Raw genomic sequence first — 21,979 nt, forward strand, 5'->3', positions numbered from 1 at the left:
GTGCATGCCTCGGACAAGAAAACGCCGGGCATGCCCGGCGTCCTCAAAGGGTGTTTCAGCCTTCGAGCTTCTTCTTGAGCAAATCGTTCACTTGGCCGGGGTTGGCCTTGCCCTTGGACGCCTTCATCGCCTGACCGACGAAGAAGCCGAACATCTTGCCGCGCTTGGCTTCGTCGCTGGTGCGATACTGCTCGACCTGTGCGGCGTTGGCGGCCAGCACTTCGTCGAGCATGGCATCGATGGCACCGCTGTCGGTGACCTGCTTCAGACCCTTCTTCTCGATGATCTCGTCGGCAGAACCTTCGCCGGCGGCCATGGCTTCGAAGACCATCTTGGCGATCTTGCCGGAGATGGTGTTGTCCTTGATGCGCAGGATCATGCCGCCCAGGTGCTCGGCGGAAACCGGCGATTGCTCGATCTCCAGGCCGTCCTTGTTGAGCAGGCTGGAGAGCTCACCCATCACCCAGTTGGCGGCCAGCTTGGCGTCGCCGCAGACCGATTGGACGGCCTCGAAGTAGTCGGCCAATTCGCGGCTGGCAGCGAGCACCGTGGCGTCGTAGGTGGATAGGCCGAACTGGCTCTCGAAGCGTTCGCGCTTCTGCACCGGCAGCTCCGGCAACTGGGCGCGCACCTCGTCGAGGAAGCTCTGCTCGATCACCACTGGCAGCAGGTCGGGGCAGGGGAAGTAACGGTAGTCGTTGGCTTCTTCCTTGCTGCGCATGGAGCGGGTTTCGTCCTTGTTCGGGTCGTACAGGCGAGTTTCCTGTACCACCTTGCCACCATCCTCGATCAGCTCGATCTGACGCTGGATCTCGTGGTTGATGGCCTTTTCGATGAAGCGGAACGAGTTGACGTTCTTGATCTCGGCGCGAGTGCCGAAGGCTTCCTGGCCTTTCGGGCGAACCGAGACGTTGCAGTCGCAACGCAGGGAGCCTTCGGCCATGTTGCCGTCGCAGATGCCGAGGTAGCGGACCAGGGCGTGGATGGCCTTGACATAGGCCACCGCTTCCTTGGCGCTGCGGATGTCCGGCTCGGAAACGATTTCCAGCAGCGGGGTGCCCGCGCGGTTCAGGTCGATGCCACTCATGCCGTGGAAGTCTTCGTGCAGGCTCTTGCCGGCGTCTTCTTCCAGGTGCGCGCGAGTGATGCCGATGCGCCGGACGGTGCCGTCTTCCAGAGTAATGTCCAGGTGGCCCTTGCCGACGATCGGCAGGTCCATCTGGCTGGTCTGGTAGCCCTTGGGCAGGTCCGGATAGAAGTAGTTCTTGCGGGCGAAGACATTCTTCTCGGCGATTTCGGCGTCGATGGCGAGGCCGAACTTGCAGGCCATGCGAACCGCTTCGGCGTTCAGCACCGGCAGGGTGCCGGGCATGCCGAGGTCAACCAGGCTGGCCTGGGTGTTGGGCTCGGCGCCGAAAGTGGTGGCGCTGCCGGAGAAAATCTTCGATTGGGTGCTGAGCTGGGCGTGAATTTCCAGCCCGATCACTGTTTCCCATTGCATGTGAGTCGTCCTCAGAATCCGGCCGGAGCGCGTTTGTGCCAATCGGTCGCCTGCTGATACTGGTGGGCGACGTTGAGCAGGCGGCTTTCCTGGAAGTAGGGCGCCAGCAGCTGCACGCCGACCGGCAGGCCATCGATGAAGCCGGCGGGCATGGAGAGCCCCGGCACGCCCGCCAGGTTGGCGGTGATGGTGTAGATGTCTTCCAGGTACTGGGCGACCGGGTCGTTGCTCTTCTCGCCGAGTTTCCAGGCCGGGTTCGGCGTGGTCGGGCCGAGGATCACGTCGACCTCACCAAAGGCGCTGACGAAGTCGTTCTTGATCAGGCGGCGAATCTTCTGTGCCTTCAGGTAGTAGGCGTCGTAATAGCCGGCCGACAGGGCGTAGGTGCCGACCATGATGCGACGCTTCACTTCGGCGCCGAAGCCTTCGGCGCGGGAGCGTTTGTAGAGGTCTTCCAGATTCTGCGGGTTCTCGCAGCGATAGCCGAAGCGCACGCCGTCGAAGCGCGACAGGTTGGAGGACGCTTCCGCCGGGGCGATCACGTAGTAGGCCGGAATGGCGTGCTGCATGTTCGGCAGGCTGATTTCCTTGACGCTGGCGCCGAGCTTCTTCAGCTCCTCGACCACGGCCATCACGGCATCGGCGATGCGGCTGTCGAGGCCGGCACCGAAATACTCCTTCGGCAGGCCGATGCGCAGGCCGGCCAGCGGCTGGTTCAGGCCGGCCAGGTAGTCATCGACCGGCTGGTCGACGCTGGTGGAGTCCTTGGGATCGAAGCCGGCAATGGCGCCGAGGATCAGCGCGCAGTCCTCGGCGGTGCGGGCCAACGGGCCGCCCTGATCGAGGCTGGAGGCGTAGGCGATCATGCCCCAGCGGGAAACCCGGCCGTAGGTAGGCTTGATGCCGGTGAGGTTGGTGAAGGCGGCCGGCTGGCGGATCGAGCCGCCGGTGTCGGTGCCGGTGGCGGCGGGCACCAGGCGCGCGGCGACGGCCGCGGCGGAGCCACCCGAGGAACCGCCAGGAACGCGGTCCAGCGCCCAGGGGTTCTTCACCGCGCCGTAATGGCTGGATTCGTTGGAGGAGCCCATGGCGAACTCGTCCATGTTCAGCTTGCCGAGGCTGACCGCGCCGGCGGCCTTGAGGCGCGCGACCACGGTGGCGTCGTAGGGGGCCTTGAAGCCGCTGAGGATTTTCGAGGCGCAGCTGGTCAGCACGCCTTCGGTGCAGAACAGGTCCTTGTGGGCGATCGGGGCACCGAGCAGGGCGCCTTGCTCACCGGCGGCACGCCGTGCGTCGGCTGCCTTGGCCTGTTCGATGGCCGGTTCGTCGGTGATGCTGATGAAGCTGTTCAATTGCGGATCGAGCTGGTGGATGCGCGCGAGCAGGCCGCGGGTCAGCTCTTCGGCGGAGAATTCCTTGGCGGCGAGGCCGCGGGCGATCTCGGCGAGGGTCAGTTGATGCATGGGAAACCCTTTCCTTATTCGATGACTTTGGGCACGAGGTACAGGCCGTTCTCGACGGCCGGTGCGATGGCCTGGTAGGCGTCGCGACGATTTTCCTCGGTGACGCTGTCGGCGCGCAGGCGCTGGGTGGCGTCGAGGGGGTGGGCCATGGGATCGATACCGTCGGTATCCACCGCTTGCATGGCGTCAATCAGGCCGAGGATGTTGTTCAGGGTCTCGGTGGTACGCGGGATATCGGCCTCGTTCAGGCCCAGTCGGGCGAGATGGGCGATTTTTTCCACGTCGGAGCGTTCAAGCGCCATCGGGGGTCTCCAACTAGAAGCGGCCTGCGTGGGCAGTCGACCGTGCGGGAATCGAGCGGGGAACGGTGCTGCGAACGGGCGGTCAAAGGCCGCGATGATGGGCCTTGCTGGCCCGGAAAAACAGGCAATTTAACATATCGGCGCCTTGCCCAAAATCCCTGTCATTGTTAGAGTTTGCCGCACTTTTTTACCCACGCGTTGCCTAGGGTCCCTCTCCCATGTTCAAGAAACTGCGTGGCATGTTTTCCAGTGATCTGTCGATCGACCTGGGCACTGCCAATACCCTTATTTACGTGCGCGAGCGCGGTATCGTCCTCAACGAGCCTTCCGTGGTCGCCATTCGTAACCATGGCAACCAGAAGAGCGTGGTAGCTGTAGGTACCGACGCCAAGCGCATGCTGGGCCGTACTCCTGGCAACATTTCCGCCATCCGCCCGATGAAGGACGGCGTGATCGCCGACTTCAGCGTCTGCGAAAAGATGCTGCAGTACTTCATCAACAAGGTTCACGAGAACAGCTTCCTGCAGCCGAGCCCGCGCGTCCTGATCTGCGTGCCGTGCAAATCCACCCAGGTGGAACGCCGCGCCATCCGTGAATCCGCCCTGGGCGCCGGCGCCCGCGAAGTCTTCCTGATCGAAGAGCCCATGGCCGCCGCCATCGGCGCCGGCCTGCCGGTGGAAGAAGCCCGCGGCTCCATGGTCGTGGATATCGGTGGCGGTACCACCGAAATCGCCCTGATCTCCCTGAACGGCGTGGTCTACGCCGAATCCGTACGTGTCGGTGGCGACCGCTTCGACGAATCCATCGTCACCTATGTGCGCCGCAACTACGGCAGCCTGATCGGCGAATCCACCGCCGAGCGCATCAAGCAGGAAATCGGCACCGCCTTCCCAGGTGGTGAGACCCGCGAGATCGACGTCCGTGGTCGCAACCTGGCCGAAGGCGTCCCGCGCAGCTTCACCCTGAACTCCAACGAAGTGCTGGAAGCCCTGCAGGAGTCCCTGGCGACCATCGTCCAGGCGGTGAAGAGCGCCCTGGAGCAATCCCCGCCGGAACTCGCCTCCGACATCGCCGAGCGCGGCCTCGTGCTGACCGGTGGTGGCGCGCTGCTGCGTGATCTGGACAAACTGCTTGCCCAGGAAACCGGCCTGCCGGTGATCGTCGCCGAAGACCCGCTGACCTGCGTCGCCCGTGGTGGCGGCCGTGCCCTGGAGATGATGGACCGCCACGCGATGGACCTGCTCTCCACCGAATAAGGTTGGAGAGCGCATAGCCATAGGAGCGGGCCATCAAGCCGCTATTCACCAAGGGACCTTCGCTCGGCGTACGCCTTCTGGTGTTCGCCGTGCTCTCGGCCGCACTCATGGTGGTCGATGCCCGTTTCGACACCCTCAAGCCCATGCGCGGTCAGATGGGGCTTGTACTCACGCCTTTCTATTGGCTGGCTGATTTGCCGGTCCGTGCCTGGGATGGCGTCAGCGACCAGTTCACCAGTCGCAGCACCCTGATTGCCGAGAACGAGAAGCTCAAGGCCGAAGCCCTGTTGATGCAGCGTCGCCTGCAGAAGCTGGCGACCCTCACCGAGCAGAACGTGCGGCTGCGCGAGCTGCTCAACTCCTCGGCCCTCGTGGATGAGAAAGTCCTGGTCGGCGAGCTGATCGGCGTCGACCCCAACCCCTTCACCCACCGCATCCTCATCGACAAAGGCGAGAAGGACGGCGTGTTCCTCGGTCAGCCGGTGCTCGATGCCCGTGGCCTGATGGGCCAGGTGGTCGAAGTGATGCCGTACACCGCTCGCGTACTCCTGTTGACCGATATCACCCACAGCATCCCGGTGCAGGTGAATCGCAACGGCCTGCGCGCCATCGCCAGCGGCACCGGAAACCCGGAGCGCCTCGAACTGCGTCACGTCGCGGACACCGCCGACATCAAGGAAGGCGACCTGCTGGTGAGCTCCGGCCTCGGCCAGCGCTTCCCGGCCGGCTACCCGGTAGCGACGGTCAAGGAAGTCATCCATGACTCCGGCCAGCCTTTCGCCATCGTTCGCGCCGTCCCGACCGCTGCACTGAATCGCAGCCGCTACATGCTGCTGGTGTTCACCGATACCCGTAGCCCCGAAGAGCGCGCCAACGCTGCGGCCAAGGCCCAGGAGGCCGCCGATCGCGAAGCGGCTGGCCAGCCGGCACCCGACGGCACGACCGCTCCAGCTGCACCGGCCGCACCCGCAGCCCAGGCACCTGCTGCTGGCAACACTCCCGCAGCGCCTGCCACTCAGGTCGCTCCGGCTGCCGTGCCCGCCGCGCCGAACAAACCGCCAGCCGCGCAGAACACCCAGGAGAGTCACTGATGGTCGGCCAGCGCTCCAACAACGGCTGGGTCATATGGATCAGCCTGATCCTGGCCCTGGTGCTCAGCGTCGGCCCTATCCCCAGTTTCATGGAAATCGGCCGTCCGCTCTGGCTGGCGCTTTTCCTCACCTACTGGACGCTCGCCCTGCCGCATCGCGTGGGCATGACCACGGCCTGGTTGCTGGGCCTGGCGGAGGACGTGCTGTATGGCACGCTGCTCGGGCAGAACGCCCTCATCCTCGCGTTGATCACATTCCTGGTGCTGACCCTGCACCAGCGCCTGCGTATGTTCCCCATGTGGCAGCAGTGCCTCGTGCTGCTCGTTGTCTTCGGTCTGGCCCAGCTGGTACAGCTGTGGCTCAATGCCCTCACCGGTAATCGTCCCCCGACCCTGGTCTTCCTGCTGCCCGCACTGGTCAGCGCGTTGCTCTGGCCTTGGGTATACGCCGCCTTGCGCGGCACGAGTCGCCGCCTCAACGTCAACTGATCGGCTTGCGGCCATGTCGCAAGCCTCTGTCCTCGACAGGGAGAAGTCCGCATGGCCACGTTGTACCTGGCTTCGGGGTCGCCGCGCCGGCGTGAACTGCTGGCACAGATCGGCGTTCCCCATATCACCCTGATCGCCTCCATCGACGAAACCGCCCAGCCTGACGAAGTCGCTTCCGCCTACGTCGAGCGCCTGGCCCGCGAGAAAGCGCTGGCCGGCCTCGCCAGCCTGGCCGAACCCGGCGACGCCTGCGTGCTGGGTGCGGATACCGCGGTTGTGCTGGAGGGTCGCATCCTCGGCAAACCGGCCGATCGCGACGACGCCCTGGCGACCCTCGAACTGTTGTCCGGCCGCGAGCACGAAGTGCTCACCGCCATCGCCCTGGCCGACGCGAACCGCTGCGAAACGCGCGTCGTTGCGAGCCGGGTGCGCTTCCGCGCCATCGCGCGAGCCGAGCTGGAAACCTATTGGGCCAGCGGCGAACCCGCCGACAAGGCCGGCAGCTACGCTATTCAGGGGCTGGGTGCGGTATTCGTCAGTCGCGTTGAAGGCAGTTATTCAGCGGTAGTGGGATTGCCGCTGCTGGAAACGGCGGAGTTGCTCGCCGGTTTCGGCATTCCTTGTTGGCAGCACCTGGGATAGGTCAACGGCATGAGCGAAGAGATTCTGATCAACATCACCCCAATGGAGTCGCGTGTGGCGGTGGTGGAGAACGGCGTGCTGCAGGAGGTGCATGTCGAACGCACCCTGCGTCGGGGCATCGTCGGCAACATCTACAAGGGCAAGGTGGTGCGCGTACTGCCGGGCATGCAGGCGGCGTTCGTCGATATCGGCCTGGACCGCGCGGCGTTCATCCATGCCTCGGAAATCAGCAACCGCGAAGGCAGCGCGGTGGAAAGCATCAGTGCCTTGGTCCACGAAGGCCAGAGCCTGATCGTGCAGGTCACCAAGGACCCGATCGGCAGCAAGGGCGCACGTCTGACCACACAGCTGTCGATTCCCTCGCGTTACCTGGTGTACATGCCGCGCACCAGCCATGTGGGCATTTCCCTGAAGATCGAGGACGAGGCCGAGCGTGAGCGCCTCAAGCAGGTCGTGGCCGATTGCATCGCCGCCGAGGGCATCGAGGAAGCGGGTGGCTTCATCCTGCGGACCGCCGCCGATGGTGCCCGCGCCGACGAGATCCTTGCGGACATCCGCTATCTTCGCCGCCTGTGGGAGCAGATTTCCTCGCAGATGCAGACCGCTTCGTCGCCCTCGGTCATCTACGAGGACCTGAGCCTGGCCCTGCGAACCTTGCGCGACCTGGTCAATCCGCGCATCGAGAAGATCCGCATCGATTCCCGCGAAACCTTCCAGAAGGTCACCCAGTTCGTCGATGAGCTGATGCCGGAAGTCGCCGACCGCCTGGAGCACTACCCCGGCGAGCGGCCGATCTTCGACCTCTACGGCGTCGAGGATGAAATCCAGAAGGCCCTCGAGCGCAAGGTCCTGCTGAAATCCGGCGGCTACCTGATCATCGACCCGACAGAGGCGATGACCACCATCGATGTGAACACTGGCGCCTTCGTGGGTCACCGCACCCTCGAAGAGACCATCTTCAAGACCAATCTCGAGGCCGCCACCGCCATCGCCCGCCAGCTGCGCCTGCGCAACCTGGGCGGCATCATCATCATCGACTTCATCGACATGGAAGATGAAGAACACCAGCGCCAGGTCCTGCGGACCCTGGAAAAACAGCTGGAGCGCGACCACGCCAAGACCAACATCATCGGCATCACCGAACTCGGCCTGGTGCAGATGACCCGCAAGCGCACCCGCGAGAGCCTGATCCAGGTGCTCTGCGAACCCTGCGTCAGTTGCCAGGGGCGGGGCCTGCTGAAGACCGCGGAAACCATCTGCTACGAAATCTTCCGCGAAATCCTGCGGGAGGCCCGGGCCTATCAGGCGGAAGGCTACCTGGTGCTGGCGAACCAGAAAGTCGTGGATCGCCTGTTGGACGAAGAATCGGGCAACGTCGCCGATCTGGAGGCCTTCATCGGGCGTCCGATCAAGTTCCAGGTGGAAACCATGTATTCCCAGGAACAGTACGACGTGGTCCTGCTCTGAGGCGCTGAGTGGACGCCTTCGCCCGCTGGTTGATGCGCCTGCTGCGCTGGTCGCTGGGGCTTTGCGCGCTTTTCCTGGTACTGGCGGCGCTCTACGTCAGCCTCGGACGGGAGCTCGTGCCCCTGGTGGCCGAGTACCGCGCCGAGGCGGAAGCCAAGGCGTCGGCGGCGCTGGGGCAGCGGGTGACGCTTGGTGCCCTGGAGGGCCGCTGGCATGGGCTTTCTCCGTTGCTGGTCGCTCACGATGTGGTGCTGGGGGAGGGCGACAATGCCCTGCGCCTGGATCAGATTCGTCTGATGCCCGACGTGATGGGCAGCCTGCTGGCGCAGCAGCCACGGATTGCCCGCCTGGAACTGGACGGGGTGCAGCTTGGCTTGCGCCAGAATGAAGCCGGCAAGTGGCAGCTCGAAGGGCTCACTCCCAGTTCCGACAAGCCCCTGCCGGGACCCCGGCAGTTGCGTGACCTGCTGAAGCAGGTCGGTCTTGTATCCGTGCTGAACAGCCGGCTCACGCTGGAGCCGCACGGGCACAAGCCCGCAAGCCTTACCGATGTCAGCCTCAGCCTGAGGGCCAGCGGCAGTCGCCAGCGCCTCGATGGCCACCTGACACTGCCGGATGGGCAACCCTTGGCCGTGCGGCTGCGTTCCCGTCTCAATGCCGACGCTTGGTTGCAGAGCGAGGCCGAACTCTATCTCAGCCTGCCGCAAACCGACTGGGCACGCTGGCTGCCCGCCAGCCTCACCCGCGACTGGCATCTGCAGCGCCTGCAGGCCGGCGGCGAAATCTGGGGCGAGTGGGCCAAGGGCGATCTGCAGCGTGCGGCAATACGTCTGCATGCGCCGGAGATTCGTGGCGCCTATGCCGAGCGCAAGGCGGTCACCCTCGCGAACCTCGGGTTGAATGTCTTCTTCACCCGCAACGATGAAGGTTTTCAGGTCCTGCTCGATTCCCTTGCCGCGAACATCGGCAAGGAGCGTTGGGGCGAGGCTCACCTGCGCCTCGACCACAAGTCCGGCGAGCAGCCGGAATGGTCGCTGGTTGCCGATCGTCTCGACGTAGGGCCGCTGCTGCCCGTAGTGGAGGCGCTCGCACCGCTTCCCGAACAGGCGGCAGCCGCTGTCGCCGGCCTCAAGCCTCGCGGTGCCCTGCGCAACCTCAGCCTGCATTACCGTCCTCAACAGGAAGGTGCCAAACGGCTGGAGTTCAGCAGCAACCTGGACGCCGTCGGTATCGACGCTTATCACGGTGCCCCGGCGGTCGAGAATGTCAGCGGCAGCGTGGCGGGTGATCTCTACCAGGGTGAACTGCGCCTGGATTCGAGTGACTTCGCCCTGCACCTCGATCACCTGTTCCCCAAGGCCTGGCGCTATCGGGAGGCCAATGCCCGGCTGACCTGGAGCCTGGACGAAACCGCCGTGACCCTGGCCAGCCCTTACATGAGGCTGGAAGGCGAGGAGGGCAGCATTGCCGGCGACATGATGATCCGGTTGATGCGTGAGCCCGAGGCGGAAGACTACATGGACTTGCGCGTGGGGCTGCGCAATGGTGATGCCCGCTATACCGAGAAGTATCTGCCCACCCGGTCCCCAGGGCTTAGCCCGGCCCTGGCCAAATGGCTCAAGCAGGCGATCAAGGGCGGCGCGGTGGACGAGGGCTTCTTCCAGTACCAGGGCTCCCTGGCCCGTGAGGCGAGCCCCGCGGCCCGTTCCATCAGCCTGTTTTTCAAGGTCCACGATGCCGAACTCGCCTATCAGCCCGGCTGGCCGGCGCTGCGCGAGGCTCGCGGCGACGTATTCATCGAGGACAGCGGCGTGCGCATCAAAGTACCGGCCGGGCGCATCCTCGATTCCCGGGTGAGCGATGCCGAGGCCGAGGTGCCCCATGTCGAGCCCGGGCAAGTGCCGCGCCTGCAACTGGATGCCAAGCTCGACAGCAGCTTCACCGATGGACTGAAAATCCTCCAGGAAGCCCCGATGGAAACGGCGAACATCTTCGCTGGCTGGCAGGGGCAGGGCACCCTCGATGGCAATTTGAAGCTGGACATCCCGTTGGAGAAGGGACATCCGCCCCATGTGGTGGTGGACCTCGCTACACGGGATGCGCAGTTGAGGATCGCCCGCCCGGAATTGTCCCTCAGCCAGCTCAAGGGCGCCTTCCGCTACGACACCGACACGGGGCTCAGCGCCCAGGATATTCGTGGCCATGCGTTCGGTCGCGAAGTCCGCGCCAGTGCCAAGGCCGAGGGCAGCAACGGCAAGGCCCGCTCGCGAATCCTCGCCACGGGCAGCATCGCCCTGAACGACCTCACCAAATGGCTCGGTGTTACGCAGCAGTTGCCGGCTTCGGGCACCTTGCCCTACAGCCTGAACCTGAGCCTGGACGGCCCGAACAGCCAGCTGCGCATCGATTCCAACCTGAAGGGCCTGGCGATCGACGTGCCCGCTCCTTTTGGCAAGGCCGCCGATGACAGCCGCGATGCCAGCTGGCGCATGACCCTGGAAGGCGACGAGCGGAGCTATTGGCTGGACTACGCAGGACTCGCCAGCCTCGCCCTGGCGGCCCCGCTGGGCAAGCTGGAGGACGGACGTGGCGAGCTGGTGCTGGGCGGTGGCGCCGCAACGGTGCCGGGTACCAAGGGCCTGCGGGTCCGGGGCCGGGTCGCGGAACTGGACACAGCGCCCTGGCTGGCGCTGGCCAAGCAATACACACCGAAGGACGGCGCAGAGAAGGCCCGCATGTTGCGCAGCGCCGATCTGGAGATCGGCCAGTTCAAGGGCTTCGGCACGACCTTCGAGAATCTCAAGGTCAACCTCGACCGCTCCAGTACGGGCTGGAATCTTGGGCTGGACAGCGCGCTCATGCAGGGAACAGTGGTGATGGCGGACGCCAGGGATGTGCCCATTGCCATCCGCATGAAGCAGATTCGGCTGCCCAAACCCCCTGAAAACGATGCGGAAGCCGACGCCAAGCCCGACCCCCTGGCGGGCATCGACCCCCATAAGGTCCCGGCAATGGACGTGCGTATCGATCAAGTGATGCTGGGCGACTCTCCGCTGGGTGCCTGGTCGTTCAAGGCTCGTCCCAGTGCCAAGGGCGTGGCGTTCAGTGAACTGGACCTCGACCTCAAGGGGCTGAAGGTCTCGGGGACGGCAGGTTGGGAAGAAGCGGCTGAAGGCAGTGCGTCCTGGTACAAGGGGCGACTCGAAGGCAAGAACCTGGCTGATGTGCTCAAGGCCTGGAACTTCGCACCTTCAGCCACCAGCGAGCGCTTCCGCCTCGACGCCGATGGCCGCTGGCCCGGATCTCCCGCCTGGGTCAGCCTGAAACGATTCTCCGGGTCCCTGGATGCCAGCCTGCGTAATGGCCAGTTCGTCGAAGTAGAAGGGGGCGCCCAGGCATTGCGGGTGTTCGGCCTCCTCAACTTCAACTCCATCGGCCGCCGCTTGCGTCTGGACTTCTCCGACCTGCTGGGAAAAGGCCTGGCCTATGACCGGGTGAAAGGTTTGTTGGTGGGGAGCGAAGGGCGCTTTGTGACGCGCAAACCGATCACGCTCGAAGGCCCGTCCAGCGGCCTGGAACTGGATGGCACCCTGGATCTGGCCGCCGATCGCATCGACGCCAAACTGCTGGTGACCCTCCCGGTGACCAACAACCTGCCACTGGCGGCGCTGATTGTCGGTGCACCGGCCATTGGCGGCGCGCTTTTCGTCGTGGACAAGTTGCTGGGCGATAAGGTGGCGCGCTTCGCCAGCGTGCAATACAAGGTTGAAGGTTCCTGGAAGAGCCCCAAGATCACCTTTGAAAAGCCATTTGAAAAGTCTCGTTAAAGCGAGCTTTCGTGGCTTGGGTTAGCATGCATCCCATGCCTTGTGCGGAGATTCCGATGTCACTTGCCGTGATTCAGATGGTCAGTCAGGACGATGTCCTGGCCAACCTCACCAGCGCCCGGCGCCTGCTGGAGCAGGCCGCTGAAGGTGGCGCCCGCCTGGCCGTGCTGCCAGAGAACTTCGCGGCCATCGGTCGTCGCGACCTGGCCGACCTGGGCCGCGCCGAAGCAGAAGGGCAGGGTCCGATCCTGCCCTGGCTGCGCCAGGCAGCACGTGATCTCAAACTGTGGATAGTAGCGGGTACTTTGCCCTTGCCGCCCGACGGACGGCCAGCGGACAAGGCGAACGCCTGTTCCCTGCTGATCGACGAGCAGGGCGAGCGGGTCGCGCGTTACGACAAGATCCATCTGTTCGATGTGGATGTGGCCGACAACCGTGGCCGCTATCGTGAGTCCGATGACTATGCCCATGGCGCTCAGGTGGTGGTGGCCGATACGCCGGTGGGGCGCCTTGGCCTGACCGTCTGCTATGACCTGCGTTTCCCCGAGCTTTATGGCGCCCTCCGCGAGGCCGGTGCCGAGCTGATCAGCGCACCCGCGGCCTTTACCGCCGTGACCGGCGCTGCCCACTGGCAGGTGCTGGTCCGCGCCCGTGCCATCGAAACCCAGTGCTACCTGCTGGCAGCCGGGCAGGGTGGTGTGCATCCCGGCCCACGGGAAACCTTCGGCCATTCCGCCATCGTCGACCCGTGGGGCCGTGTACTGGCCGAGAAGCCCAGTGGCGAAGCCGTGCTGATTGCGGAGCGCGATGCCGACGAACAGGCGGCGGTTCGCCAGCGCATGCCGGTTAGCACCCACAGAAGATTCATTACGCCGGCCACTCCCGGGCCGGCGCGTACGGAGAAGTTATGAGCGACCTCTTGTTATCCGTCAGCGAGCATCTGCTGGCGCCCGGTGACCTCAGCATCGAGCAGTTGCCGGAGATCCTCGGTGAGTTGGCCGGTCCTGGTATCGATGCCGCTGATCTCTACTTCCAGGGACAGATCTCCGAGTCCTGGGTGCTGGAGGACGGCATCGTCAAGGAAGGCAGCTTCCACCTTGATCAAGGCGTGGGCGTGCGTGCCCAGTCCGGCGAGAAGACCGGCTTCGCCTACAGCAATGCCATCACCGGCGAAGCGCTGCGCCAGGCGGCGCGTGCCGCACGTTCGATCTCCCGTGCTGGCCAGGAGGGTCGAGTCCAGGCCTTCGCCAGCCCGCAGATCACCCGGCTCTACGATTCCAGCAGCCCGCTGGACGTGATCAGCCGTGCCGAGAAAGTGGAATTGCTGAAGCAGGTGGACGCCGCGACCCGCGCGCTGGACCCGCGCATCAAGCAGGTCACCGTGAGCATGGCTGGTGTCTGGGAACGCATTCTGATCGCCGCCAGCGACGGCAGCCTGGGCGCGGATGTGCGCCCATTGGTGCGTTTCAACGTCAGCGTCATCGTCGAGCAGAATGGTCGTCGCGAGCGCGGCGGCCACGGCGGCGGCGGGCGTACCGACTACCGCTACTTCCTTCAGGAAGACCGTGCCATGGGCTACGCCCGTGAGGCACTGCGCCAGGCGCTGGTCAACCTGGAAGCCATTCCGGCACCGGCTGGCACCCTGCCGGTGGTGATGGGGGCGGGCTGGTCCGGCGTACTGCTGCACGAAGCCGTGGGTCACGGCCTTGAAGGCGACTTCAACCGCAAAGGCAGCTCAGCCTACAGCGGTCGCATCGGCGAGAAGGTCGCTTCCAGCCTCTGCACCATCGTCGATGACGGTACCCTGGCCTATCGCCGTGGCTCCCTCAGCGTTGACGACGAAGGTACGCCGACCCAATGCACGACGCTGATCGAAAATGGCGTGCTCAAGGGCTACATGCAGGACAAGCTCAACGCCCGCCTGATGAAGGTGGCGCGCACTGGCAACGGCCGCCGTGAGTCCTATGCGCACCTGCCGATGCCGCGCATGACCAACACCTACATGCTGGCCGGCAAGAGTGATCCGCAGGAAATCATTGCGTCGGTGGAACGCGGCATCTATTGCGCGAACCTGGGCGGCGGTCAGGTGGATATCACCAGCGGCAAGTTCGTCTTCTCCACCAGCGAGGCCTACCTGATCGAGAACGGCAAGATCACCGCGCCGGTGAAGGGCGCCACCCTGATCGGCAACGGTCCGGAGGCGATGAGCCGGGTGTCCATGGTCGGCAATGACCTGGCGCTGGACAGCGGTGTGGGTACTTGCGGCAAGGACGGGCAATCAGTGCCCGTTGGCGTGGGTCAGCCGACCCTGAAGATCGATGCGATCACGGTCGGTGGGACGGGGGCCTGATGACGGCCCCCGGTAGGATCAGCGCAAGCCGCGCTTGGCTTCGTCCAGGTCGCGGATGTACTTGAACACCTTGCGCGCGGCGGCCGGCGGTTTGTTGTGGGCTGCTTCGTGCTGGGCATGACGGATGAGGCCGCGCAGGTGCTGGCGGTCGGTTTCCGGGTAGTCGGCGACGAAGCTTTCCAGGGCGGTATCGCCACCTTCGATCAGGCGATCGCGCCAGCGCTCCAGCGCGTGGAAGCGTTCGTTGTACTCGCGGGTGGAGCTGTCGAGCTGGTCGATGAGGGCGACGATGGCCTCGACGTCCTGCTCGCGCATGAGCTTGCCGATGTACTGGATGTGCCGTTTGCGGGCGACGTTCGCCTTGTGCTTCGGCGCTTCCGCCAGGGCTTTTTGCAGGGCGTCGGTCAGCGGCAGCTTGGCCAGCACGTCGGCCTTGAAGGTGGTCAGGCGTTCGCCGAGTTCCTGCAGGGCATGCAGCTCGCGTTTGACCTGGGATTTACTCTTCTCGCCAGAGAAGTCGTCGTCGAAGAATTCAGACATGGGGGTGGTCCAATGGGAAACGCCGCCATGATAACCAGTCGGGGCCGCGTTGTCCGGCCCGGCTGGCGCCGCCGGAGTGCGGTAAATGCGGCGAGGCGCTGGGTTGCGCCTGCCGCGTCGAACACTATTTGAACTGGAGTGGCTATGAGTGAAGTAGAAGTGGTCGGCCCGGAAGCATTGCCGGAACTGCAGGCGCGGGTCGAGCGCATCCTCGCCGAGGCCCGGCGCCAGGGCGCCAGCGCCTGTGAGGTGGCTGTTTCAGTAGAGCAGGGACTCTCCACCACGGTTCGCCATGGCGAGGTGGAAACAGTCGAGTTCAACCGTGATCAGGGGTTCGGCATCACCCTGTATGTCGGCCAGCGCAAGGGCTCGGCCAGCACCTCGGCCAGTGGCGAGGACGCGATTCGAGAAACCGTCGCCGCTGCGCTCGCCATCGCCAAGCATGCTTCCGAGGACGAATGCGCCGGTCTGGCCGACGCGGCGCTGATGGCCCGCGACCTGCCGGAACTGGATCTCTACCATCCATGGTCGATTACCCCCGAGCAGGCGGTGGAGCAGGCGCTGATCTGCGAGACGGCGGCATTCGAGACTGACAAGCGCGTCAGCAAGGCGGACGGCACCACCCTCAATACCCACCAGGGTTGCCGCGTTTACGGCAACAGCCATGGTTTCGTCGGTGGTTATGCGAGCACGCGGCACAGCCTGAGTTGCGTGATGATTGCCGAGCAACAGGGGCAGATGCAGCGCGACTACTGGTATGACGTCAGCCGAATTGGCAGCCAGCTTGCCGATCCGGCCAGCATTGGCCGTCGCGCTGCCGAACGCACCGCTGCTCGTCTTGGCGCCCGCCCGGTGCCCACCTGCGAGGTGCCGGTGCTGTTCGCCGCCGAGCTCGCAACCGGTTTGTTCAGCAGCTTCCTCGGCGCCATTTCCGGCGGCAACCTGTACCGCAAATCCTCGTTCCTCGAGGGTGCCCTGGGCCAACGGTTGTTCCCGGAGTGGCTGTCCATCGACGAGCGTCCGCATATTCCGCGCGCAATGGCCAGCGCCGCCTTCGACAACGACGGCCTGGCGACCTATGCCAAACCTTTTGTCGAGAAAGGTGAGCTGGTGTCTTACATCCTCGGCACCTATTCCGGCCGCAAGCTGGGCCTGCCGAGCACCGCCAACGCCGGTGGTGTGCACAACCTCTTCGTCAGCCATGGCCAGGAAGACCTCGCAGCCCTGCTGCGTCGCATGGGCCGCGGCCTGCTGGTGACCGAGCTGATGGGGCAGGGGCTGAACATGGTGACCGGCGACTACTCCCGTGGCGCCGCTGGCTACTGGGTGGAGAACGGCGAAATCCAGTTCCCGGTGCAGGAAGTGACCATTGCCGGCAATCTCAAGGATATGTTCCGCCGGATCCTGGCGGTGGGCAGCGACCTGGAGCTGCGTGGCAATATCCGCACCGGCTCGGTGCTCATCGAGAAAATGACGGTGGCCGGTAGCTGAGACTGGCTTTCTCCAGAATGAAAAACGCGCCCTGATGGGCGCGTTTTTCATTGGGGCAGATGACGGTCATTCACCTTCGTCGAACTTGTTGTTGATCAGCTCGATCAAGGCGTTGAGGGCGTCGTCATCCTGATCGCCTTCGGTGTGCAGGTGAATGGGCGTGCCCTTGCCCGCAGCCAGCATCATCACCGCCATGATGCTCTTGCCATCGACCAGGCTTTCGGGGGTGCGGCCGACGCGGATCTGGCAGGGATAGCGACCGGCCACGCCGACGAACTTCGCCGCCGCCCGGGCGTGCAGGCCGAGCTTGTTGATGATCGTGATCTCGCAGGCAGGCATCGCGTTTTCCAATCCTTCTAACTGAGGTCGCGGTGGCGAACCTGGACATTCTTCAAACTGGGTTTCAATGCCGCGCCCAGGCGATCAGCAATGTACACCGAGCGGTGATGCCCGCCGGTGCAGCCGATGGCGATAGTGACATAAGCCCGGTTGCTGGCAGCGAAGCGTGGTAGCCATTTGCTCAGGTAGCTGTGGATATCCTGATACATCTCCTCCACATCCGGCTGGCCGGCAAGGTATTCGGCCACCACCGAATCAAGCCCAGAATGGTCGCGCAATTCAGGCTTCCAGTAGGGGTTGGGCAGGCAGCGCACGTCGAACACCAGGTCAGCATCCACAGGCATGCCGCGCTTGAAGCCGAAAGATTCGATCAGGAAGGCCGTACCAGGCTCGGGTTGATTGAGCAGGCGTAGCTTGATGCTGTCACGCAGCTGATAGAGGTTGAGATGCGTGGTGTCGATCTTCAGGTCAGCGAGATCGGCAATGGGCGCCAGCAGCACTTCCTCGTCCCGAATGGCTTCAGCCAGGGAGCGATTGTCATTGGTCAGCGGATGGCGCCGGCGCGTTTCGGAAAAGCGCTTGAGCAGGGTGTCGTGCTCGGCGTCGAGGTAGAGCACATCGCATTTGATGTGACGATGGCGCGCCTCGGCGAGTAGCTCGGGGAAGCGTTGCAAATGGCTGGGCAGGTTGCGCGCGTCGATGGAGACGGCGACCTGGGGTTGCAGCAGTTCGGTGTGCAACAGCGCCCGTTCGGCCAGCTCGGGAAGCAGGCCGGCGGGGAGGTTGTCGATGCAGTAGTAACCGTGGTCCTCGAGAACATCGAGGGCGGTGCTCTTGCCCGACCCGGAGCGGCCGCTGACGATGATCAGGCGCATGGTGAAGCCCTAGCGTCCGCTCTGCACGTCCACCACTACCTGGTAGAGGCTGGCGCTGTCGGGAGCCTGGCGCAGTCGCTCGCGTACATCGCTGCGGTCGAGCATGCTGGCTATCTGTCGGAGCAGTTCAAGGTGCTCATCGGTAGCAGCTTCCGGGACCAGCAGGACGAACAGCAGGTCAACCGGAGCGCCATCGATGGCGTCGAAATCGACTGGAGCGTCAAGGCGAAGCACGGCGCTTATGGGCGCCATGCAGCCGGTGAGGCGACAGTGGGGAATGGCGATGCCATTGCCGAAACCGGTGGAGCCAAGCTTCTCCCGAGCTACCAGGCTTTCGAAGATATCCTGGTTGTCGAGGTCGGGAAGATCACGGGAAACCAGCTTGGCAATCTGTTCCAGTACACGCTTTTTGCTGCCACCCGGCACGTTCACCAGGGAACGGCCGGGGGTCAGGATTTGCTCGAGTCGAATCATAGGAAGGGGAAGAGTGTCAGCGGGCCGTAGCGCCCTGCTGGCGATTCAACTGCTTTTCCTTGTGTTTGATCAGTTGGCGGTCAAGTTTGTCGGTAAGCAGGTCGATGGCAGCGTACATGTCTTCATGTTCCGCATTGGCCACGACCTCCCCACCAGCGATGTGCAAGGTGGCTTCGATCTTCTGCTTCAGTTTCTCGACCTCCATGATGACTTGCACATTGGTGATCTTGTCGAAGTGGCGCTCGAGCCGGCCAAGTTTCTCGCCGACATAATCGCGCAGGGCGTCGGTCACATCCAGTTGATGTCCACTGATGTTGACTTGCATACCGCTTTCTCCTTATTGCCCGTGTATAAGAGACAGGCTAACGGGCCTGCCACCGGAACACTTTGGCGTGGGTCAATTTCCGCGTCACATCAGTCGCTTCCGCTCGCTGGAAGGCGCTATCCCAAGGGATTCGCGATACTTGGCTACTGTGCGACGGGCCACTTGAATGCCCTGTGCCTCCAGTAAACCAGCGATCTTGCTGTCGCTCAACGGCTTTTTCGGATTTTCCGCAGCGACCAGTTTTTTGATGATCGCGCGGATCGCGGTAGACGAACATTCGCCGCCTTCCGAGGTGCTGACGTGGCTGGAGAAGAAGTACTTCAGCTCGTAGATTCCGCGGGGAGTGTGCATGTATTTCTGAGTGGTCACGCGCGAAATGGTGGACTCGTGCATACCCACGGCTTCGGCGATGTCGTGCAGAACCAGGGGCTTCATCGCCTCGTCGCCATACTCCAGGAAGCCGCGCTGGTGCTCGACGATCTGGGTGGCGACCTTCATCAGGGTCTCGTTGCGGCTCTGCAGGCTCTTGATGAACCAGCGCGCTTCCTGAAGCTGATTGCGCATGAAGGTGTTGTCGGCGCTGGAGTCGGCACGACGAACGAAACCGGCGTAGTGCGGATTGACCCGCAGGCGTGGCACGGCTTCCTGGTTCAGTTCGACCAGCCAGCGTTCGTTGTGCTTGCGGACGATCACGTCGGGCACCACGTACTCAGGCTCGCTGGCCTCGATCTGCGAGCCGGGACGCGGATTCAGGGCCTGGATCAGTTCGATGATCTGACGCAGCTCATCTTCCTTGACCTTCATGCGCCGCATCAGCTGGCTGTAGTCACGGCTGCCGAGCAGATCGAGGAAGTCACCGGCCAGGCGCTGGGCCTCGGTCAGCCACGGGGTGCCCGGTGGCAGTTGGCGGAGTTGCAGGATCAGGCATTCGCGCAGGTCGCGGGCGCCGATGCCGGCGGGCTCGAACTGCTGGATGCGATGGAGGACGACTTCGACTTCGTCCAGCTCGATGCCGAGCTCAGGGTCGAAGGCTTCGACGATCTCCGCCAGCGACTCTTCGAGGTAGCCGTCGTTATTGATGCAGTCGATCAGGGTGACCGCGATCAGGCGGTCGGTGTCCGACATGGGAGCCAGGTTCAGCTGCCAGAGCAGGTGGCTTTGCAGGCTTTCGCCGACCGAGGTGCGCGAGGTGAAATCCCACTCGTCGTCATCGTTGCTTGGCAGGCTGCTGGCGCTGGTCTGGTAGACGTCTTCCCAGGCTGTGTCGACCGGCAGTTCGCTCGGAATGCGCTCATGCCATTCGCCATCTTCCATGGCTTCGGCATTGGTTTCGACGCTGGACTCCTGGAAGCTGGATTCCTGGCTGCCCGTATTGGGCTGTTGGTCACCTTCGGCCATTGGGTCGGAGGTGTCGAAATCGTCGCCATCCTCCTGCCGCTCGAGCATCGGATTGGATTCCAACGCTTCCTGGATCTCCTGCTGGAGGTCCAGGGTGGAGAGTTGGAGTAGGCGGATGGCCTGTTGCAGCTGCGGGGTCATCGTCAGCTGCTGGCCCATCTTGAGGACTAGCGATGGTTTCATGGCAGAGGGCTTTGCACCTTGATTCGCCGGCGCTAACGCGCCATCCACTACAGGGCGCCTTAAGCGCCACCAGGAAGCAAATTATATGCCTGACCTTGAAGGATTTTCCTAGCTCGCGCAAGCCATCTTGTAGGCGATGTCGCGGGACGCTACAGGCGGAACTCGTGGCCCAGATAGACTTCCTTCACCAACTGGTTGGCCAGGATGGCTTCCGCGCTACCTTCTGCGATCAGTTGTCCGTCACTGACAATGTAGGCGGTCTCGCAGATGTCCAGGGTCTCACGCACGTTGTGGTCGGTGATAAGTACACCGATTCCCTTGGCCTTGAGGTGATGGATGATCTGCTTGATGTCGCCCACGGAAATGGGATCCACGCCGGCGAAGGGTTCGTCCAGCAGGATGAATTTGGGGGAGGTGGCCAGCGCACGGGCGATTTCCACACGACGGCGCTCACCGCCCGACAGGCTCATGCCGAGGCTGTCGCGGATGTGGCTGATGTGGAACTCCTGCAGCAGGCTTTCCAGCTCCTTGCGGCGTGCGGCGCGATCCAGGTCCTTGCGGGTCTCGAGGATCGCCATGATGTTGTCCGCGACGCTGAGCTTGCGGAAGATCGAGGCTTCCTGCGGCAGATAGCCGATACCCGCACGGGCGCGGCCGTGCATGGGCTGGTGGGTGACATCCTGCTGGTCGATCAGGACGCGACCCTGGTCGGCCTGGACGAGGCCGACGATCATGTAGAAGCAGGTGGTCTTGCCGGCGCCGTTGGGGCCGAGAAGGCCAACGATCTGTCCGCTGTCGATCGACAGGCTGACATCGCGTACCACCTGGCGGCTCTTGTAGCTCTTGGCCAGATGCTGGGCTTTGAGAGTCGCCATTACTGTGCTTTCTGCTCTTTCTTCTTCGGCTGGATGACCATGTCGATCCGCGGACGCGGTGTGCTGACATTGGTGCCAGTAGCGCGCCCTGCGTTGACGATCTGGCGCTGGGTGTCATAGACGATCTTCTCGCCTTCGAAGGTATTGCCTTCCTGGATCACCTTGGCCTGATCGAGCAGGATGATGCGCTCGTTGGCAGCGAAGTATTGGATGGTCAGGCCGTAGGCCTTGACGATTTCCTTGTCCACTGCGGGCTTCTGTTCGTAGTACGCGGGCTTGCCGACAGAGGTGAAGACCTCGACATCGCCATTCGCGTCCTGGGTGATGGTGACGGTGTCGCCGGTGATCTTCAGGGTGCCCTGGGTGATCACGACGTTGCCGCGGTAGACCGCGACGCCTTGCTTGTCATCGAGCTCGGCGCTGTCGGCCTGGACGCGGATCGGTTGATCGCGGTCCGTGGGCAGGGCCCAGGCGGCAGCACTTCCGAGTGCGGTGCCCAGGCTGAGCAACAGGGGGAGGGTTTTAACGAACCTCATGCTGGCCTCTTACATTGGACTGCAGGATCATCCTGCTGTCATTCAAGTACGCTTTCATTCCTTGTGCCGTGGTCACCCCATTGGCCGCGTCGATTCTAACGGCTTGCTGGGTCTGCGCATATTCCTCGTCAGGGAACACGGTCAGGCGGCTGGTGGTCAGGATAGTCGGGCGCCCTTTGCCGTCGGTGCGCGCCACTCGGACCTTGTCGATCAATTCGACCTGCTTGCCTTCAGGGCCGACTTCGCCACGCTCGCTCTGCACATGCCAGGGATAGGCGGTGCCGCGGTGCAGAAGCAGGTCCGGATTGGTCAGCAGTGTGACATCAGTGGCCTTCATATGTTCGAGGCGGGTGGCAGTCATTTCGTAGTGGAGCTTGCCGTCTTCCTGGAACTGGGTGCTCTTGCCGTTTTCCACGTAGAAATCGATGGCGTTGTCATTGCCTGGAGCGCTTGTCCGGTCCATGAAGCTTTCGGGGCGGATATTCCAGTAGCCCAAGGCGATGAGTAGCGCAGCGATCGGGAGCAGGAACAGCGCAAGGCGGATGTTCTTTGGCAT

Annotated in this window: 21 protein-coding genes; 9 read left to right on the top strand and 12 right to left on the bottom strand. The window is 63.7% G+C overall.

Features of this window, described 5'->3' with window-relative positions; genetic code table 11:
* Nucleotides 1-55: 55 nt before the first annotated feature.
* Genes gatB through gatC form a run of 3 tightly spaced genes read right to left on the bottom strand, consistent with a single transcriptional unit; the run spans nt 56 to nt 3,266 of the window.
* Complete coding sequence (gene gatB / locus E8E95_RS29185) at nt 56-1,501, bottom strand: Asp-tRNA(Asn)/Glu-tRNA(Gln) amidotransferase subunit GatB (protein ID WP_280355836.1); 1,446 nt, start codon at nt 1,499-1,501, stop codon at nt 56-58.
* An 11-nt stretch (nt 1,502-1,512) separates the two neighbouring features.
* Complete coding sequence (gene gatA / locus E8E95_RS29190) at nt 1,513-2,964, bottom strand: Asp-tRNA(Asn)/Glu-tRNA(Gln) amidotransferase subunit GatA (RefSeq protein WP_280355838.1); 1,452 nt, start codon at nt 2,962-2,964, stop codon at nt 1,513-1,515.
* Nucleotides 2,965-2,978: 14 nt separating this feature from the next.
* A complete protein-coding gene (gene gatC, locus E8E95_RS29195; RefSeq protein WP_077525030.1) occupies nt 2,979-3,266 on the bottom strand; it encodes an Asp-tRNA(Asn)/Glu-tRNA(Gln) amidotransferase subunit GatC in 288 nt (95 codons plus the stop codon).
* 218 nt (nt 3,267-3,484) lie between these two features.
* Between gatC and mreB the strand changes: the two genes are divergently transcribed.
* Genes mreB through tldD form a run of 8 tightly spaced genes read left to right on the top strand, consistent with a single transcriptional unit; the run spans nt 3,485 to nt 14,387 of the window.
* On the top strand, nt 3,485-4,522 hold the full coding sequence (gene mreB / locus E8E95_RS29200) for a rod shape-determining protein MreB (RefSeq protein WP_069082281.1): 1,038 nt from the start codon (nt 3,485-3,487) through the stop codon (nt 4,520-4,522).
* 32 nt (nt 4,523-4,554) lie between these two features.
* Nucleotides 4,555-5,613, top strand: a complete 1,059-nt coding sequence (gene mreC, locus E8E95_RS29205; protein ID WP_280356192.1) for a rod shape-determining protein MreC — start codon at nt 4,555-4,557, stop codon at nt 5,611-5,613.
* The gene (mreD, locus tag E8E95_RS29210) at nt 5,613-6,101 is read left to right on the top strand and encodes a rod shape-determining protein MreD (protein WP_077525027.1); all 489 of its coding nucleotides are present in this window, start codon (nt 5,613-5,615) and stop codon (nt 6,099-6,101) included. Before mreC ends, mreD begins: the two co-directional genes overlap by 1 nt.
* A gap of 51 nt (nt 6,102-6,152) precedes the next feature.
* Complete coding sequence (locus tag E8E95_RS29215) at nt 6,153-6,743, top strand: Maf family protein (protein ID WP_280355842.1); 591 nt, start codon at nt 6,153-6,155, stop codon at nt 6,741-6,743.
* A gap of 9 nt (nt 6,744-6,752) precedes the next feature.
* Nucleotides 6,753-8,210 carry a ribonuclease G gene (gene rng / locus E8E95_RS29220; RefSeq protein WP_280355843.1) on the top strand — a complete coding sequence of 486 codons (1,458 nt, stop codon included), beginning with the start codon at nt 6,753-6,755 and terminating at the stop codon, nt 8,208-8,210.
* An 8-nt stretch (nt 8,211-8,218) separates the two neighbouring features.
* A complete protein-coding gene (locus E8E95_RS29225) occupies nt 8,219-12,037 on the top strand; it encodes a YhdP family protein (protein WP_280355845.1) in 3,819 nt (1,272 codons plus the stop codon).
* 56 nt (nt 12,038-12,093) lie between these two features.
* Nucleotides 12,094-12,948, top strand: coding sequence for a carbon-nitrogen hydrolase family protein (locus E8E95_RS29230; protein WP_280355846.1), 855 nt, complete (start codon nt 12,094-12,096; stop codon nt 12,946-12,948).
* Nucleotides 12,945-14,387 (top strand): metalloprotease TldD, encoded by a 1,443-nt coding sequence (gene tldD, locus E8E95_RS29235; RefSeq protein WP_179061793.1) that lies wholly within the window; start codon nt 12,945-12,947, stop codon nt 14,385-14,387. The genes E8E95_RS29230 and tldD overlap by 4 nt, the downstream gene beginning before the upstream one ends.
* A gap of 18 nt (nt 14,388-14,405) precedes the next feature.
* Here tldD and yjgA read toward each other — a convergent pair whose 3' ends face one another.
* Entirely contained in the window at nt 14,406-14,927 is a 522-nt protein-coding gene (yjgA, locus tag E8E95_RS29240) for a ribosome biogenesis factor YjgA (RefSeq protein ID WP_280355848.1), read from the bottom strand.
* Nucleotides 14,928-15,071: 144 nt separating this feature from the next.
* Between yjgA and pmbA the strand changes: the two genes are divergently transcribed.
* Nucleotides 15,072-16,418, top strand: a complete 1,347-nt coding sequence (gene pmbA, locus E8E95_RS29245) for a metalloprotease PmbA (RefSeq protein WP_280355850.1) — start codon at nt 15,072-15,074, stop codon at nt 16,416-16,418.
* Between the two features lie 66 nt (nt 16,419-16,484).
* On the opposite strand, the gene E8E95_RS29250 is transcribed toward pmbA, so the two are convergent.
* The 8 genes from E8E95_RS29250 to lptC form a co-directional block, all read right to left on the bottom strand.
* Entirely contained in the window at nt 16,485-16,757 is a 273-nt protein-coding gene (locus tag E8E95_RS29250; RefSeq protein ID WP_179061791.1) for an HPr family phosphocarrier protein, read from the bottom strand.
* A 17-nt stretch (nt 16,758-16,774) separates the two neighbouring features.
* A complete protein-coding gene (rapZ, locus tag E8E95_RS29255) occupies nt 16,775-17,632 on the bottom strand; it encodes an RNase adapter RapZ (RefSeq protein ID WP_280355851.1) in 858 nt (285 codons plus the stop codon).
* Between the two features lie 9 nt (nt 17,633-17,641).
* Entirely contained in the window at nt 17,642-18,106 is a 465-nt protein-coding gene (gene ptsN / locus E8E95_RS29260) for a PTS IIA-like nitrogen regulatory protein PtsN (RefSeq protein WP_077525017.1), read from the bottom strand.
* A gap of 16 nt (nt 18,107-18,122) precedes the next feature.
* Nucleotides 18,123-18,431: a ribosome-associated translation inhibitor RaiA gene (gene raiA / locus E8E95_RS29265; protein WP_028628496.1), complete on the bottom strand. Its 309-nt coding sequence runs from the start codon at nt 18,429-18,431 to the stop codon at nt 18,123-18,125.
* Between the two features lie 84 nt (nt 18,432-18,515).
* On the bottom strand, nt 18,516-20,012 hold the full coding sequence (locus tag E8E95_RS29270) for an RNA polymerase factor sigma-54 (protein WP_280355852.1): 1,497 nt from the start codon (nt 20,010-20,012) through the stop codon (nt 18,516-18,518).
* Nucleotides 20,013-20,161: 149 nt separating this feature from the next.
* Entirely contained in the window at nt 20,162-20,887 is a 726-nt protein-coding gene (gene lptB / locus E8E95_RS29275; RefSeq protein WP_077525015.1) for an LPS export ABC transporter ATP-binding protein, read from the bottom strand.
* Nucleotides 20,887-21,423: a lipopolysaccharide transport periplasmic protein LptA gene (gene lptA, locus E8E95_RS29280; protein WP_077525014.1), complete on the bottom strand. Its 537-nt coding sequence runs from the start codon at nt 21,421-21,423 to the stop codon at nt 20,887-20,889. The genes lptB and lptA overlap by 1 nt, the downstream gene beginning before the upstream one ends.
* Nucleotides 21,410-21,979 (bottom strand): LPS export ABC transporter periplasmic protein LptC, encoded by a 570-nt coding sequence (gene lptC / locus E8E95_RS29285; RefSeq protein WP_280355856.1) that lies wholly within the window; start codon nt 21,977-21,979, stop codon nt 21,410-21,412. Before lptC ends, lptA begins: the two co-directional genes overlap by 14 nt.

This window comes from Pseudomonas sp. BN414, assembly GCF_029871275.1.
Classification (GTDB): domain Bacteria; phylum Pseudomonadota; class Gammaproteobacteria; order Pseudomonadales; family Pseudomonadaceae; genus Metapseudomonas; species Metapseudomonas resinovorans_C.

What these genes read in the sequence shown, in the direction of transcription:
- gatB (WP_280355836.1), bottom strand. Translation starts at nt 1,501, where the DNA reads ATGCAATGGGAAACAGTGATCGGGCTGGAAATTCACGCCCAGCTCAGC.
- gatA (WP_280355838.1), bottom strand. Translation starts at nt 2,964, where the DNA reads ATGCATCAACTGACCCTCGCCGAGATCGCCCGCGGCCTCGCCGCCAAG.
- gatC (WP_077525030.1), bottom strand. Translation starts at nt 3,266, where the DNA reads ATGGCGCTTGAACGCTCCGACGTGGAAAAAATCGCCCATCTCGCCCGA.
- mreB (WP_069082281.1), top strand. Translation starts at nt 3,485, where the DNA reads ATGTTCAAGAAACTGCGTGGCATGTTTTCCAGTGATCTGTCGATCGAC.
- mreD (WP_077525027.1), top strand. Translation starts at nt 5,613, where the DNA reads ATGGTCGGCCAGCGCTCCAACAACGGCTGGGTCATATGGATCAGCCTG.
- E8E95_RS29215 (WP_280355842.1), top strand. Translation starts at nt 6,153, where the DNA reads ATGGCCACGTTGTACCTGGCTTCGGGGTCGCCGCGCCGGCGTGAACTG.
- rng (WP_280355843.1), top strand. Translation starts at nt 6,753, where the DNA reads ATGAGCGAAGAGATTCTGATCAACATCACCCCAATGGAGTCGCGTGTG.
- E8E95_RS29230 (WP_280355846.1), top strand. Translation starts at nt 12,094, where the DNA reads ATGTCACTTGCCGTGATTCAGATGGTCAGTCAGGACGATGTCCTGGCC.
- tldD (WP_179061793.1), top strand. Translation starts at nt 12,945, where the DNA reads ATGAGCGACCTCTTGTTATCCGTCAGCGAGCATCTGCTGGCGCCCGGT.
- yjgA (WP_280355848.1), bottom strand. Translation starts at nt 14,927, where the DNA reads ATGTCTGAATTCTTCGACGACGACTTCTCTGGCGAGAAGAGTAAATCC.
- pmbA (WP_280355850.1), top strand. Translation starts at nt 15,072, where the DNA reads ATGAGTGAAGTAGAAGTGGTCGGCCCGGAAGCATTGCCGGAACTGCAG.
- E8E95_RS29250 (WP_179061791.1), bottom strand. Translation starts at nt 16,757, where the DNA reads ATGCCTGCCTGCGAGATCACGATCATCAACAAGCTCGGCCTGCACGCC.
- rapZ (WP_280355851.1), bottom strand. Translation starts at nt 17,632, where the DNA reads ATGCGCCTGATCATCGTCAGCGGCCGCTCCGGGTCGGGCAAGAGCACC.
- ptsN (WP_077525017.1), bottom strand. Translation starts at nt 18,106, where the DNA reads ATGATTCGACTCGAGCAAATCCTGACCCCCGGCCGTTCCCTGGTGAAC.
- raiA (WP_028628496.1), bottom strand. Translation starts at nt 18,431, where the DNA reads ATGCAAGTCAACATCAGTGGACATCAACTGGATGTGACCGACGCCCTG.
- E8E95_RS29270 (WP_280355852.1), bottom strand. Translation starts at nt 20,012, where the DNA reads ATGAAACCATCGCTAGTCCTCAAGATGGGCCAGCAGCTGACGATGACC.
- lptB (WP_077525015.1), bottom strand. Translation starts at nt 20,887, where the DNA reads ATGGCGACTCTCAAAGCCCAGCATCTGGCCAAGAGCTACAAGAGCCGC.
- lptA (WP_077525014.1), bottom strand. Translation starts at nt 21,423, where the DNA reads ATGAGGTTCGTTAAAACCCTCCCCCTGTTGCTCAGCCTGGGCACCGCA.
- lptC (WP_280355856.1), bottom strand. Translation starts at nt 21,979, where the DNA reads ATGCCAAAGAACATCCGCCTTGCGCTGTTCCTGCTCCCGATCGCTGCG.